This window comes from Sorangium sp. So ce1504 (genome assembly GCF_051521635.1).
GTDB classification, from domain to species: Bacteria; Myxococcota_A; Polyangia; order Polyangiales; family Polyangiaceae; genus Sorangium; species Sorangium cellulosum_B.
The window spans coordinates 6,950,098-6,963,584 of the sequence record NZ_CP150365.1 but is presented as its reverse complement, the minus strand read 5'-3'; the positions used below and the strand labels follow the sequence as shown (position 1 = coordinate 6,963,584).

11 protein-coding genes are annotated in these 13,487 nt (G+C 71.6%); 6 read left to right on the top strand and 5 right to left on the bottom strand.

The window, feature by feature from the left end; all coding sequences use genetic code 11:
- Positions 1–24: 24 nt before the first annotated feature.
- Positions 25–765 (bottom strand): sigma-70 family RNA polymerase sigma factor, encoded by a 741-nt coding sequence (locus WMF39_RS26135; protein WP_437748032.1) that lies wholly within the window; start codon positions 763–765, stop codon positions 25–27.
- A 279-nt stretch (positions 766–1,044) separates the two neighbouring features.
- Between WMF39_RS26135 and WMF39_RS26130 the strand changes: the two genes are divergently transcribed.
- Positions 1,045–1,581 (top strand): sigma 54-interacting transcriptional regulator, encoded by a 537-nt coding sequence (locus WMF39_RS26130; protein ID WP_437739197.1) that lies wholly within the window; start codon positions 1,045–1,047, stop codon positions 1,579–1,581.
- A gap of 86 nt (positions 1,582–1,667) precedes the next feature.
- Here the strand turns inward: WMF39_RS26130 and WMF39_RS26125 are convergent, their stop codons facing one another.
- Both WMF39_RS26125 and WMF39_RS26120 read right to left on the bottom strand, forming a co-directional pair.
- Positions 1,668–2,267 (bottom strand): hypothetical protein, encoded by a 600-nt coding sequence (locus tag WMF39_RS26125; protein WP_437739196.1) that lies wholly within the window; start codon positions 2,265–2,267, stop codon positions 1,668–1,670.
- Positions 2,264–2,851, bottom strand: coding sequence for an RNA polymerase sigma factor (locus WMF39_RS26120; RefSeq protein ID WP_437739195.1), 588 nt, complete (start codon positions 2,849–2,851; stop codon positions 2,264–2,266). Before WMF39_RS26120 ends, WMF39_RS26125 begins: the two co-directional genes overlap by 4 nt.
- 287 nt (positions 2,852–3,138) lie before the next feature.
- On the opposite strand from WMF39_RS26120, the gene WMF39_RS26115 reads away from it, so the two are divergent.
- From WMF39_RS26115 to WMF39_RS26100, 4 genes are all read left to right on the top strand, one after another.
- Entirely contained in the window at positions 3,139–4,779 is a 1,641-nt protein-coding gene (locus tag WMF39_RS26115) for a SulP family inorganic anion transporter (protein ID WP_437739194.1), read from the top strand.
- A 78-nt stretch (positions 4,780–4,857) separates the two neighbouring features.
- A complete protein-coding gene (locus WMF39_RS26110) occupies positions 4,858–7,917 on the top strand; it encodes a YbcC family protein (RefSeq protein WP_437739193.1) in 3,060 nt (1,019 codons plus the stop codon).
- Positions 7,907–9,340, top strand: coding sequence for a proton-conducting transporter transmembrane domain-containing protein (locus WMF39_RS26105; protein ID WP_437739192.1), 1,434 nt, complete (start codon positions 7,907–7,909; stop codon positions 9,338–9,340). The genes WMF39_RS26110 and WMF39_RS26105 overlap by 11 nt, the downstream gene beginning before the upstream one ends.
- Complete coding sequence (locus WMF39_RS26100) at positions 9,337–10,884, top strand: complex I subunit 4 family protein (RefSeq protein WP_437739191.1); 1,548 nt, start codon at positions 9,337–9,339, stop codon at positions 10,882–10,884. Before WMF39_RS26105 ends, WMF39_RS26100 begins: the two co-directional genes overlap by 4 nt.
- A gap of 50 nt (positions 10,885–10,934) precedes the next feature.
- On the opposite strand, the gene cysK is transcribed toward WMF39_RS26100, so the two are convergent.
- Together cysK and WMF39_RS26090 are read right to left on the bottom strand one after the other, a co-directional pair.
- Complete coding sequence (gene cysK, locus WMF39_RS26095; RefSeq protein WP_437748031.1) at positions 10,935–11,825, bottom strand: cysteine synthase A; 891 nt, start codon at positions 11,823–11,825, stop codon at positions 10,935–10,937.
- A 181-nt stretch (positions 11,826–12,006) separates the two neighbouring features.
- A complete protein-coding gene (locus tag WMF39_RS26090) occupies positions 12,007–12,867 on the bottom strand; it encodes an endonuclease/exonuclease/phosphatase family protein (RefSeq protein ID WP_437739190.1) in 861 nt (286 codons plus the stop codon).
- A gap of 110 nt (positions 12,868–12,977) precedes the next feature.
- Between WMF39_RS26090 and WMF39_RS26085 the strand changes: the two genes are divergently transcribed.
- Positions 12,978–13,409 (top strand): hypothetical protein, encoded by a 432-nt coding sequence (locus tag WMF39_RS26085; protein ID WP_437739189.1) that lies wholly within the window; start codon positions 12,978–12,980, stop codon positions 13,407–13,409.
- The last annotated feature ends 78 nt before the right edge of the window (positions 13,410–13,487 follow it).

Genomic DNA, 13,487 nt, shown 5'->3' with positions numbered 1-13,487 from the left:
AAGGCAGATCGTGGTCGCGCCCGCTCACGTCGAACCCTCGCGCGCCGCGACGACGCGTGGCGCCGCCAGACGCTCGTAGGCATCGCGCAGCCGCGCGCGCCCGCGGGCGTGGCGGCTCTTCACAGTCCCCTTGGGGATCCCGAGGAGCTCGGCCACGCTGTCATACCCGACTTCCTCAATGTCGCAGAGCACCACCACGGTGCAAAACTCCTCCGGCAGCTCCTGGAGACATGCAAGGAGCACCTCGGTGTCCTGGTTCAAGATCGCGGCCGCCTCCGGACTCGAGAGCTCGGCGCGAGGCAGGATACAGAGCGCTTCGGTGCACACCTCGACGAGCCGATCGAGCAAGCCGCGGCGCCGCGCCTCGGTCCGGTAGGCCTCCAGGTACTCGTGCCGAGCGATCCCGCAGAGCCAGACGCCGAGGTCGGAGCGCCCCTCGAAGGACGCCGCGTTGAGGTATGCCTTGAGCAACCCTCGGCTCATCCAGTGGTTCGTGGGCCCCGCGTCCTCCTGTCGTGGCGTCGAGATGAAGGTGAGGTGCTTCGTCCTCGCGACGTCCGTTGGATCCGATCGATGCAGGAATGAACGAGGGGGGGTCTGCGGATCCAGCTCGATGAACGAACCGGAAAGCGCCATGTCGCGCTCGAGGGTGGTCCGCTCCTCCTCGCTGCCGTCGCACCAACGGATGCGTGCGGGTCGCGTGTGTTCGGCGATCGCCTGGACCCAGGCGCGGAGCGCGCGGTTCGTCGTGGGACCTTCGTTCATGGTTTCCGCCACAGCAGGATTCGTGCACAGCAGGATTCGTGCCGGAGCACGGGCTGGCCGTGAGCCGCGCCAAGAGCGGTCAAAGCGGCGTGATTTCTCGGCATTTCCAAAGCCAAACAGCCGACGAATTTCGCCAGTTGAGGGGCGACGTGGATCGCCGGAGCCGGTTTCGTCGTCGGGCTTGCAGGTTGCGACCAGATCGCCCAACATTTTTCTCGCGTGCGAGAGCGAAAACGACGACCTGACGTGGTGTTCGAGCCGATCGTGCGCTCCCACGCCATGAAGAAGGCGGACCAAATCCTTCGCGCCGTCGCCGCGAAGGACGTCACCCTGACGCTGATCGGCGAGAGCGGCTCCGGCAAAGGGGTGCTGGCGAGGCGCGCGCACGAGCTTTCGGAGCGTCGGCAGGGGCCGTTCGTGCCCATCAATTGCGCGGCCATCCCCGACGCACTCTTTGAAAGCGAGCTCTTCGGTCACGAGCGCGGCGCGTTCACCGGGGCAAGCGAGCGAGCGAAGGGCAAAGTCGAAGCGGCCGAGCGGCGCATGCTCTTGCTCGATGAGATCGGTGAGATGCCGATGCAGGCGAAGCTCCTGCGATTCCTCGAAAACCGCCGGTACATGCGCGTCGGCGGCGCGACGAAGATCGAGGCGGTCGTGCCCGAAGAAGCCGCCGCGGGCGTGTCGCGCGCCAGCACCTCGCTCGCGCTTGACCTCGACGACGGATTGGAGTCGCTCATCCAGCGATCGTCGAGGCGGCACTGGAGCGCGATGGGAGCGACAAGATCAAGGCGGCGGCGCGACTTCGGATCAGCCTGAGGACGGTGCAACGCTGCGTCGCAGCGGGGCGCGTGCGGGTGCCAAGTGGGCGTGTTCGTGGAGAGCAGAGGCCGTCGAAGATGGGCTCAATCGCGTGCCGCTATCAGAAGGAAGCGCTCGCGCACGCGCGCCTCGTTCGACTCGTGATGGACGTGGATCTCATACCGGCCCGGCTGAGCCACGGCCACGCCGAGCGGCGCGTCGCCGTGGTAGCGCGTCAGCCTGTGCGAGCAGCGCTCCTGCCGGCAGTGCTGCTCCAGCGATCCACCTTCGCCGTCAGGCAACCGCACGCGCACGTGCTCCGGCACCTCGAGCTGGACCACCGCCGGCTCGTCCGCGTGGTGGTGGGTCCACAGATCGAGGTGCGTCCACGCGTGCCCTTCGTCAGGCAAGGCGACGGCACGCTCCTCGGATCGCTCGATCGCCGGAGAGCACGCGCCCCTGTCGCCCGCCACGAAGACGGCGACCGCCAGCGCGGCGAGCGCCGGGGCTGCGATGAACGCCCTCCGCCCCCGGCGGTTGCTCGCCCGCTGCGAGCGCGCGCCGCCGGCCGCCGCCGGGCGCTCGGGGAGCTTGCTCAGCGCGCGCTCGACGAGCGCATCGGAGGGGCTCATCGAGCGCAGCGCCCGCATGCTCGCCGCGAGATCCGGCGGAATGGGGGGCAGATCGTCGTCGCGCTCGCTCACGTCGAACCCTCCCGCTCCGCGACGACGCGCGGCGCCGCCAGACGCTCGTAGGCGTCGCGCAGCCGCGCGCGCCCGCGGGCGTGGCGGCTCTTCACCGTTCCCTTGGGGATCCCGAGGAGCTCGGCCACGCTGTCATACCCGACTTCCTCGATGTCGCATAGCACCACCACGGTGCGGAATTCCTCCGGCAGCTCCTGGAGGCACGCAAGGAGCACTCCAGTGTCCTGGCTCAAGATCGCGGCCGCCTCCGGGCTCGAGACCTCGGCGCGAGGGAGGATGCCGAGCGCGTCGGTGCACACCTCGACGAGCCGCTCGAGCAGGCTGCGGCGCCGCGCCTCGGTCCGGTAAGCCTCCAAGTACTCGTGCCGAGCGATCCCGCAGAGCCAGACGCCGAGGTCGGAGCGCCCCTCGAAGGACGCCGCGTGCAGGTATGCCTTGAGCAACGCGTTCTGGAACAGATCGTCCGCCTGATCTCGCGCGCCGCAGAGCGAGGCGCAGAATCGATAGAGCCGAGGGAGCACCGGGCGCACCGCCGACTCGAACTCCGCGCGCGATTCGCCGAGGGGGGGTCGCGATTCGGTCATGAGGGCCGCTCGAGCATCTAGAGCGTCGAAGACCGGAACTCTAGCGTGGAATGGACGGAGGGGTAGCGCCCGCTGCTCGCGCCACGAGGGGGCGAGCGACGTCACCCCGAAGGAGGAAGAAATGCCCATCGGCCGCCCTGGGACGGAACGGATCCGCGCCGAGGTTCCTGGGTGCCGTGCGAAATCGTCACCCCGAGCGGGAACCTCCGACCGACTGGTCCCGTCCTGGGCCGTGTTCTGACGAACAGCGGGCCCACATGGTGCCCGAACTCCAAGGCGAGCACCGCATGTCCAATCCGAACATTTCGAGGGCGTCGACGTCCTCGGCGTCCACATGGAGGAACGACCTGGTTTCAGGGTTCCTCGTTTTCTTGATCGCCCTGCCGCTCTGCCTGGGTATCGCCATGGCGAGCGGGTTCCCCCCCATCGCGGGCGTGCTCACCGCCGTCGTCGGTGGCATGGTCGCCACCTGGCTCGGCAGCGCGCCGCTGACCATCAAGGGGCCCGCCGCGGGCCTCATCGTCATTGCGCTGGGCGCCGTTCAGGAGCTCGGCGGTGGGGACAACGCCGTGGGCTACCGCCGCGCGCTCGCCTGCATCGCCGTCGCCGCGGTGACACAGATCGTCTTCGCCCTGGCGCGCGCGGGCACGCTCGGCGACTTTTTCCCCTCCTCGGTGGTCCACGGCATGCTGGCGGCCATCGGGATCATCATCTGCTCGAAACAGGTCCACACGCTCGTCGGCGTCACGCCTGCGGCGAAAGACCCGCTCCACCTGATCCTGGAGATCCCGCGCAGCCTGTTGCGCCTGAACCCCGAGATCGCCTCGATCGGCATCCTCTCGATGATCCTCCTCTTCGGCTATCCAGTGGTCGCCAAGAGAGCGCGCTGGATGCAGAAGATCCCCGCGCCGATGCTGGTGCTGGCGCTGTCCGTACCGCTCGCCTATCTCTTCGATCTCGAGCACGAGCACACGTACACGCTCGCGGCGACCCACACGACGTACGCGATCGGGCCGAGCTTCCTCGTCAACCTGCCGGGCAACCTCATCCAGGCGATCGTCTTCCCGGACTTCAGCCACGTCGGCACGCCCGCGTCCATCAAATATATCGTCATGTTCTCGCTGGTGGGCAGCATCGAGTCGCTCCTGTCCGCGAAGGCCGTCGACGCGCTCGATCCCGCGAAGAGCCGCTCCGACCTCGACAAGGATCTGCTGGCCACGGGCGTGGGCAACCTCATCGCGGGCCTGCTCGGCGGGCTGCCGATGATCTCCGAGATCGTTCGCAGCTCCGCGAACATCGGCTACGGCGCGAAGAGCCGGCTGTCCAACTTCTTTCACGGGACCTTCCTCCTCCTCTTCGTGGCCTTCGCGCCGGGCCTCATCCACCGGATCCCCCTCGCCGCGCTCGCCGCCATGCTCACCTTCACGGGCACCCGCCTCGCGTCGCCCAAGGAGTTCGCGAAGACGCTCCGCATCGGCAGGGAGCAGCTCGTCATCTTCGCCACCACGGCCGCAATGTGCATCGTCTCCGATCTGCTCGTCGGCGTCGCGGCCGGCATCGCCGTGAAGCTGCTCATCCACCTGACGAACGGCGCGCCCCTGCGCGTCCTCTTCCGCTCCGAGGTGGACGAGCGCGTCGAGGAGGGGCGGGTCGTGCTGCGCGTCAAGCACGCCGCCATCTTCAGCAATTACCTCAGCATCCAGCGGAAGATCGAGAACCACGCGCACGTCTCGAACATCGAGATCGACTTCGCGAATGCCCGCCTGGTCGATCACACGGTCATGTCCAACCTGCATGAGCTCCAGGGCGTGATGGAACGAAATGGGCGGAAGTTGACGCTCGCCGGCCTCGGCGATCATTTCCAGATGTCATCCCACCCGCTCTCGGCGAGGAAGCGGCCTGTCATCAGCCCCGTCGCCGAGCGCTGAATCGAGTCGAGACACCATGGCGCGAACGGGGGATGCGCGCGTGGGGCTCTCCAGGAACAACCGCCACTCGGGAACCCCATGAACAGCGAGCTCTCTCAGGATCTTCGCGCGAGCGCCGCCCGGCAGAAGCACCTGCGCGACGTGGTCGAGCACGCCGGACACCTCCTGCCGGCGCAGGGGCCGATCGGCGTGTTCGTCCACCACAACACGTTGCACGCGTTCCAGCACCTGCCGTTCCATGACGCGCTCGCCGCGGCGAGCGCCATCTTCGAGGCCGAGCCGTATCTCTCCGAGGCAGACTACCGCGCGCACATCGCGTCGGGTCGGATCGGCGACGAGGACCTCGAGGCCGCGCTCGCGGGGCGGTTCGCCGCGCAGCCGGACGAGCGCCGGGGCCCGCTGTCCCGGCACGAGATCGAGCGGCTCGCGCTGCGCCATCCGATCGACGCCGAGACGGCAGCGGGCCTGCTGTGGCGTATCTCCGAGGCCGGGGAGACGCGCAGGCTCCGGGCCGACGTCCCCGACGAGCGGCGCCGGCGCATCGTCCAGAGCACGGAGCGCTGGCTCGAGGCGCGCCAGGAGATCGCGGCGCGCGTCCGCGACCGGGGGGGCCGCGATCCGGAGTCGCGCGCCGCCCTCGCGCTCTGGGACGCGTGCCGCGCCGTGCCGCTGCCGCCGGCCCCGCCCATGGATCCGCCGCTCGTCGAGCGCGTGGGCGCAGACCGGTCGCACCGCGATCTGCTGGTCGAGCTGGCTGGCGAGGATCCGGCCGAGCTCATCGATCCGCCCATGATCCGGTTCCTCGGCGCCTACCTCGACGAGGGCATCGCACACTGGACGATGCCCGATCGAGCGAAGGGGCTCTGGCGCTGCTTTCGCGACATGGCGCTCGAGGGCTCCCGGCTGGCCGCCCCGGCCTTCGTCGGGCTCGACGCGGAGCTCCGCCGGTTCGACGCGGAGGCGCTGTCGCCGGCCGCGATCGCCGTCCGCGCCCTCGAGGAGCTCTCCGTCGCCGAGGATCACTGGGACGTGTACGTGACACGCGTGCTGCTCGAGCTGCCGGGCTGGGCCGGCATGATCCACCGCCTCGAGCACACGCCGAGCGACCGGCCTCCGGGATCGCCGCCCGTGTCGCTGGTCGAGTACCTCGCCGTGCGCCTGACGCTCGCCCGGTACGCGCTGCGCGACGTCGCGCGCCGGCGGCTGGGGTACCGAGGACCGCTCGCCGGCCTCGTCGAGCATGCCCGGCGCGCCGCGCGGCCACCTGCGCCGCCGTCGCGCTCGCCCGACCCTGCTCGGCCGTTCCGTCTGTTCCAGCTCGCTCAGCTCGCCGGCCTCTCGGCCGCCGAGATCGAGCCGCTATCCAAGGCGGAGCGCGTCTGGGCGCTCGAGGCGCTCGAGGCGTTCGACGAGATCGCGCGGCGCCGCGTCCTGCATGAGGCCTACGAGCACCACCACCGTACCGAGGTGCTGCACGGGATCGCCGCGAACCTCCGCCGCCCGGAGGAGGAGCGCTCCGTCGAGGCGCCCCGCTTCCAGGTCGCGTTCTGCATCGACGACCGCTGCGAGGGCCTCCGGAGGCATTTCGAGGAGCTTTCGCCGCGGCACGAGACCTTCGGCGTGGCCGGGTTCTTCGGCGTGCCGATCCGCTACCGCGGGCTCGACGACGCCGGCCACGTGAGCCTCTGCCCGGTCGGCGTGGAGCCGGCGCACGAGATCGTCGAGCGGCCGCACGAGGAGGAGGCGGGATGGCGCCGAAGGGCTCGCCGCAAGCGCTGGGCGCGGCTCCTGCACGCGCTGGGGCGCGGTACCCGCACCATGGCGCGCGGCGTGCTGCTCACACCGACCCTGGGCCTCCTGTCCACCGTCCCGCTCGTGGGGCGGACCCTCTTTCCGCGGGCCGTGGCGCGGCTGCGCCGCGCCCTCGAGCGGCGCCTGCTCCCGCCGGTGCCGACGCGGCTCCACAGCCCGCATGACGAGGGCTCCGCCGCGGGCGGCGAGGGGCAGCCGTTCACCGCCGCGGCCAAGGCGGCCCGCGTGGCCGCCACGCTGGAGAACATGGGGCTCACGCGCGGCTTCGCGCCGCTCGTGGTCGTGCTCGGCCACGGGGCGACCAGCGTGAACAACCCGCACCAGTCGGCGTACGACTGCGGCGCGTGCGGCGGCCGCCACGGCGGCCCGAACGCGCGGCTGTTCGCGGCCATGGCGAACGATCCCGAGGTCCGCGTGCTGCTCGCCGCGCGCGGGATCGACATCCCGGGCGGGACCTTCTTCCTCGGCGGCATGAACAACACGACGACGGACGAGATCGTCCTCTACGATCAGCACCTCGTGCCGGCGTCCCACCGCGGCGAGCTCTCGGCGCTGGTCGGAGCGCTCGACGCCGCGCGCCAGCAGCACGCGCACGAGCGCTGCCGGAGGTTCGCGTCGGCGCCGCGCGACGGCGACGCCGCGCGGGCGCTTGCGCACGTCGAGGCGCGCGCCGCGGATCTCAGCGAGGCGCGGCCCGAGCTGGGGCACGTGACCAACGCGGTCTGCGTCGTCGGCCGGCGCTCGCTCACCCGCGGGCTGTTCCTCGACCGCAGGGCGTTCCTCGTCTCGTACGACCCGACCCAGGACCAGGGCGGAGCGATCCTCGAGCGCATCCTGCTCGCGGTCGGCCCGGTCGGGGCAGGGATCAACCTCGAGTACTACTTCTCCTGCGTCGACAACCGCCGTTACGGCGCCGGCACCAAGCTCCCTCACAACCTCGCCTCGCTGCTCGGGGTCATGGAGGGATCGCTGAGCGACCTGCGCACCGGGCTGCCGAGGCAGATGATCGAGATCCACGAGCCGGTGCGCCTGCTCGTCGTCGTCGAGGCGAGCACGGACACGGCCGCCGCGCTCTACGCGCGGCAGCCGGCCCTCCGCGAGCTCATCGGCAACGGCTGGATCCAGCTCGCCTGCGTCGATCCGGCGACGCGCCGGATCGCGTGCTTCACGGGCGACGGCTTCGCGCCGTTCTCTCCACCGGATCAACCCTTGCCCGCGGTCCAGCGCTCCGCCGACTGGTACGCCGGGAGGTCCGGCTTCGTTCCGCCTGCGGTCATTCGAGCCGCGTCCACGCGGCCACGTGAGGTCGTCGACCATGCTGTCTGATGTGCTCCTCGGCAAGCTCGCCGCGCTCGCCGTGCTCTCTCCGGCGGCGGCGTTCGCCGCGCTCGGCGCCTACCTGCTGCTCCTTCGCACGCCGAGCGAGCGCGTCGTGTCGCGCGTCGTGCTCTCCACGCTCGCGCTCTCGCTCGCGGCCTCGCTGGCGATATGGCTCTCGGCCGTCGCGGCGCCCTACGCGTTCGTCCCGGTGGCGCTCGGCCACTGGTTCGAGCTCGGCGATTATGCGTTCGAGGTCGTCCTGCTCGTCGATCGGCTGTCGGCGACGATGATGCTCCTCGTCTCGCTGATCGCGCTCCTGGTCGGCAGGTTCTCGGTGGCGTACCTGCACCGCGAGCCGGGCTTCGCGCGCTTCTTCCTGCTCCTCGCGCTGTTCTCGACGGGGATGCTGGGGCTCGTGTCGGCGGGCACCGTCGACCTCCTCTTCGCCGGCTGGGAGCTCGTCGGCGCGACGAGCGTGCTGCTCGTGGCCTTCTTCCACGAGCGCGAGGCGCCGCCGCGGGCCGCGGTGCGGGTGTACATCACCTACCGGCTCTGCGACGTCGGGTTGCTCGGGGGCGCGGTGCTCATGCACGACGTCGCCCGCTCCTCGCAGTGGGGCGAGGTGTTCGGCGGCTCGCCCTGGCCCGGGACCGCCGCGTCGCTCGGGCCCGGCGCGGCGACGGCGCTCGCGCTGTGCCTGTTCCTCGCCGCGATGGGCAAGAGCGCGCAGTTTCCTCTGGGCAGCTGGCTGCCGCGGGCCATGGAGGGGCCGACGCCATCGAGCGCGCTCTTCTACGGCGCCATCTCGGTGCACGCCGGGGTGTACCTCATGCTCCGCGTGGCCCCGCTGCTCCAGCGCTCGCTCGCCGCGAGCGTGGTGATCACCTGCGTCGGGGCGGCGACCGCCGTCTACGGCACGATGGTGGGGCGCGTGCAGGCGGACGTGAAGGGCGCGCTCGCGCACGCGACGATGACGCAGGTGGGGCTCATGTTCGTGGAGATCGGGCTCGGGCTCTACTGGCTCGCGCTCGTCCACCTGTTCGCCCACGCCTGCCTGCGCTGCCTCCAGCTGCTGCGCGCCCCCTCGGCGCTCCGCGACGCGCAGGACATCCGGGCCGCGCACGCCGGTGAGCCGCTGCCGCACCTCGGGCTCGCTGGCCGGCTCCTGCCGACGGCGCTCGTGCGGCGCGCGTACTGGCTGTCGCTCGACCGGTTCCACCTCGAGGGGCTGCAGGAGCGGCTGGTCGCCGCGCCGCTGATGCGCCTCGGGCGCCTGCTCGACCGGAGCGAGCGCCGCTGGGTGGCGGCGCTGAGCGGCTGGCCTGAGCGCGCCCCCGCGGCGCCCGGCGACGAGGGCGCGCGCGAAGAGACAGAGATCGCGGCGGCTTTCCAGCCCCGCGCGCGCGATACGAAGAGGGCTCGCACGTGAACGCCTTTCCGCTCCTCGGGACGCTCGTCCTCACGCCCGCGATCGCGGCGCTGTTCGCCGCCCGGGCGCGCGGCGACGAGCGCGCGCGCCGCGTCGCCCTCATCGGCGCGGCGCTCACCCTGCTCCTCTCGCTGCTGCCGCTCGCGCTCTCCCACGCCGGCGTCGCGCTCACCGCCGGGGGGCCCACCTTGCCGCTCCTCGGAGCGCGCCTCCGCCTCGGCCTCGACGGCTTCACCATCACGTTGCTCCCGCTGCTCGGCTTCGTCCTGCTCGCCCTGCTCGCCGCGAGCCCGCGCGCCGCGATCGATCCGCCCAGCGCCGCCGCGCTGCTCGCCACCGGCAGCGCCATCCTCGGCGTGTTCTGCGCGGTCGATCTCGCGGTGCTCGCGGCCGCGTGGGTCGCCGCCCTCGTGCCGGTGGATCGCCTGGTCGCCAGGAAGGGCGCCCAGGACCCGCTCCTCCGGCGCACCTGCCGCATCTTCCTGCTGGGGGGCACGGCGCCGCTCGTCGTGGCGATCGGCGCCATCGCCGTGCTCGCCGCGCGCCAGGGCGCCGCCCTGCCGTTCGACGTCGAGGAGATCGCCCGCGTCGGCGTCCCCGAAGCATGGCAGTCGCCGCTGTTCGCGCTCGTCGGCATCGCCGTGCTGATGCGCATGGCCGCCGTGCCGTTCCACGGCTGGCTGCCGGTGCTGCTGGAGCGGGGGCCGCTCGGCGTGACCATCCTGCTCGCCCAGATGCAGGTCGGCGTCTGCGTGCTCGTTCGCGTGGGGGTGACGCTCCTGCCCGTGGGCTCCGCCGACGGCATGCCGATCCTCGCCGTGCTCGGCCTGATCAGCGCGCTGCACGGCGCGGTGCTCGCGCTGGTCCAGACCGATCTGCGCCGGCTGCTCGGCTACCTCGTGGCGAGCCAGAAGGGGCTCGTGCTCCTGGGGGTCGCCTCGCTGAGCCCGCAGAGCGTGAGCGGCGCCCTCCTGCAGAGCGTCGCCTTGTCGATCGCGATCACGGGGCTCACGATGGTCGTCGGCGCGATCGAGGCGCGCGCCGGCACGGCGGACACGCGGGAGCTCGGGGGCCTCGTCGCCCGGACGCCCCGCATGGCCGCCTTTTTCTTCCTGCTCGCGTGCGCCATGATCGGGATGCCGGGGGCGCTCTCGTTCGTGAGCGAGGACCTGCTCCTGCATGGAATCTTGCACGCCCATCCCGTGCTCGCGGTGCTGGCGCTGACGGCGGCGGCGCTCAACGGGATCACGCTGTTCCGGGCGTTCCAGCGGACCTTCCTGGGGCCGCTCCGGCGCCACCTGAAGGGCGCCGCGCTGGAGGCGCTCGTGCTCCGGGAGCGAGCGTTCCTGCTCGCGCTGGTCGCGCTCACCCTGGTCCTCGGGGTGGCCCCGGCGCGGCTGATCGCGATCCATGAGCCGGTGGTCGAGCGGGTCCTCCACGACGTGGCGCACGGCGCGCAGGCGCGCCTCGCGGCAGCGGCGAACCGCCGATCCATCGACGCGGACGGCCGGGCGCCCCGTCGTGACGGACGGCCGTCGCCCTGAGCCGCGTCCGGCGGACGGCGCGCGCTGCGCTCGCCGCCGCCGGACGTGGCTCAGAGCAGGTAGCGCTCTCCCGAGTCGGGCAGCACGGTCACGATCGTCCCGCGCACCCTGCGCGCGATCTCCACGGCCGCGTGGACGTTGGCGCCGGAGCTCGGCCCGACGAGGAGCCCCTCCTCGCGGGCGAGCCGCCGCGCCATGCGCGAGGCGCCCGCTTCGGTCACCGTGAGGATCTCGTCGATGAGCGACCGCTCGAGGATCGCCGGGACGAAGCCGGGGCCGAGGCCCTGGATGCCGTGGGGGCCGGGGCCTCGCCCGGAGAGCACGGCGCTCTTCGTCGGCTCGACGGCGCAGATGCGGACCGCGCCGCCGAGCTGATCCCGGAGCACGCGCCCGCAGCCGGTCAGCGTGCCGCCGGTGCCCACGCCGACGACGAAGGCCGCGACGTCGCCGCCGGTCTGCGCGAGGATCTCGAGGCCGGTGGCGCGCGCGTGGGCGCCGGGGTTCGCCGGGTTCTGGAACTGCTGGCTCATCCACCCGCCGGGGGTCGCCTCGCAGATCTCGATCGCGCGGGCGACCGCGCCGGCCATGCCCTGGCCCTCGGGCGTGAGGACGATCTCGGCGCCGTACGCGCGGAGGACGTGCCGGCGCTCGACGCTCATGTCCTCGGGCATGACCACCACGCAGCGGTAGCCGCGTACGGCGGCGATCATCGCGAGGCTGATCCCCGTGTTGCCGCTCGTCGCCTCGACGATGGTCGACCCTCTCCTGAGGATCCCTTCGCGCTCGGCGCAGAGCACCATGCCGAGCGCCGCCCTGTCCTTGACGCTGCCGCCCGGGTTCATCGACTCGAGCTTGCCGTAGACGACGCCTCCGCCCTCGGGCGAGACCCGGGCAAGGCGGACGAGCGGCGTGCCGCCGATGAGCGACAGGGCGTCGGGCACGACCGGACCGACGCGGACGCCAGCAGGCGGAGGAGCCGAGCTCTCACCAGGCGCGTCGGGCGGACTCGGCGGTCCGTCGCCCGGTGCTCGAGGGGACGACATGCCGCCAGTGTACACGTGAACAGGGCATCCCCGGGCAACGTGCCGGAGCGCACGCCCCTCCAGGGGCGCCGGCCCCGCTTTACATCGAGATCTCCGAGAGAACCCCGTAATGATCCGAAGCGGCGACGCCGTTGCGGATCTCCTCGAAGACGACCCTCGACGAGAGCGGCTTGCCTCGCCCCTGCGCGTCCGGGCCGCGGACGAAGACGTAATCGATGCGGCGCGGGTACTCGTTCGTGATGGCCGCGAACGGGTTCCGCACGGGATCGAAGGTGAATCCGGGGCCCTTGCCCGTCTGGTCGAAGGTGTCGGCGAAGTAAACGCTCTTCTGGTTCAGGGCGTGCAGCCCCTTCATGAACCGGATCTCCGTGGCTTCGGGCTGCGCGTTGAAGTCGCCGACGACGATGGGCGGCAGGCCCTCCATGGGCGCCTCGCGCATGACGATGTCGGCCACGGCCGCGACCTGCGCCTCGCGCACGGCGCCGTGGTGGAACTTCCAGTTGAGGTGGGTGACGAAGAACGGGATCGCGCCGTGGGGCGACCCGAGCTCGGCGAGCAGGATCGAGCGCTTCTCGTCGGTCTCACCCGTGGGCAGGGGGAACGCCTGGCTCCGCGCGATCGGCCAGCGCGACAGCACCGCGTTGCCGAAGAGCACGCCGCCGCCGAGGTCGTGCGCGGCGCCGAACGCGACCTCGTAGCCGAGCCCGTCCGCAATGCCGTCGGCCAGCGATCGACCCTCGTACGACAGCACTTCCTGGAGGCCGACCACGTCGGGATCGAGCTCGCGGAGACCCTCCCGGATGAGCTCGAGGCGCGCCTCCCACGGGTCGTGGCGGTTCCAGATGTTCAGGCTGAGCACCCGGAGGGAGCTGCGAACACGGATGCCGGATCCGCCGTGCGGGGAGCCGCTGATCCCGGAGCCTTCTCGAGGACGTTCCATGCCGACGGGCTACGCCAGCTGCGCGCCCGGATCCAGCCGTGATACGAAGGGCCCGGCGCAGGCCGCTGCCCCTCCGGCGCGGAAGGGCGGCCTTGACCGGGAGAATCTGAATGATCACGTGTGCTCGTCGACGCGGGCGGCCTGGATCGGCCTCCTTCCGACCTCGGACCTCGCTCCGCATCACCGCGAGCTTCCTCCTGCTCGCGCTGGTCGCCGGTTGCGAGAGCAAGATGGATCCCAAGGAGTGCGACAAAGTCCGCGGCGACGCCTTCGAGATGGTGAACAAGGCGCAGCACTGCAACACGGACGCCGACTGCCGTCAGAGCGAGTGGCCGGGCTGTGCGAAGCCCATCAGCAACGCGACCTTCGACAAGATCAAGCCCCTCTCGGAGAGCTACAAGACGGGCAAGTGCGAGGAGCCCAAGGTGGACTGCAAGGCCCCGCCGGACTCCTACTGCAAGCAGGGGCTCTGCGTGCACCGCGAGATCGGCACGCCGGAGGGGGCGGGCAACACGCCCACCGACCAGATCCAGATCCAGTGATCCCCGCCACGCCGTCCGCCAGCGAGCCCCGCGGACCGCTGCGCGGCGGCGCTGCCTGAGCGCGGCGCGCGCCGCGCC

Bases quoted from the DNA above. Each gene is read 5' to 3' on its own strand.
- WMF39_RS26085 (WP_437739189.1), top strand. From the start codon at position 12,978: ATGATCACGTGTGCTCGTCGACGCGGGCGGCCTGGATCGGCCTCCTTC.
- WMF39_RS26120 (WP_437739195.1), bottom strand. From the start codon at position 2,851: ATGACCGAATCGCGACCCCCCCTCGGCGAATCGCGCGCGGAGTTCGAG.
- WMF39_RS26130 (WP_437739197.1), top strand. From the start codon at position 1,045: ATGAAGAAGGCGGACCAAATCCTTCGCGCCGTCGCCGCGAAGGACGTC.
- WMF39_RS26090 (WP_437739190.1), bottom strand. From the start codon at position 12,867: ATGGAACGTCCTCGAGAAGGCTCCGGGATCAGCGGCTCCCCGCACGGC.
- WMF39_RS26110 (WP_437739193.1), top strand. From the start codon at position 4,858: ATGAACAGCGAGCTCTCTCAGGATCTTCGCGCGAGCGCCGCCCGGCAG.
- WMF39_RS26115 (WP_437739194.1), top strand. From the start codon at position 3,139: ATGTCCAATCCGAACATTTCGAGGGCGTCGACGTCCTCGGCGTCCACA.
- WMF39_RS26105 (WP_437739192.1), top strand. From the start codon at position 7,907: ATGCTGTCTGATGTGCTCCTCGGCAAGCTCGCCGCGCTCGCCGTGCTC.
- WMF39_RS26135 (WP_437748032.1), bottom strand. From the start codon at position 765: ATGAACGAAGGTCCCACGACGAACCGCGCGCTCCGCGCCTGGGTCCAG.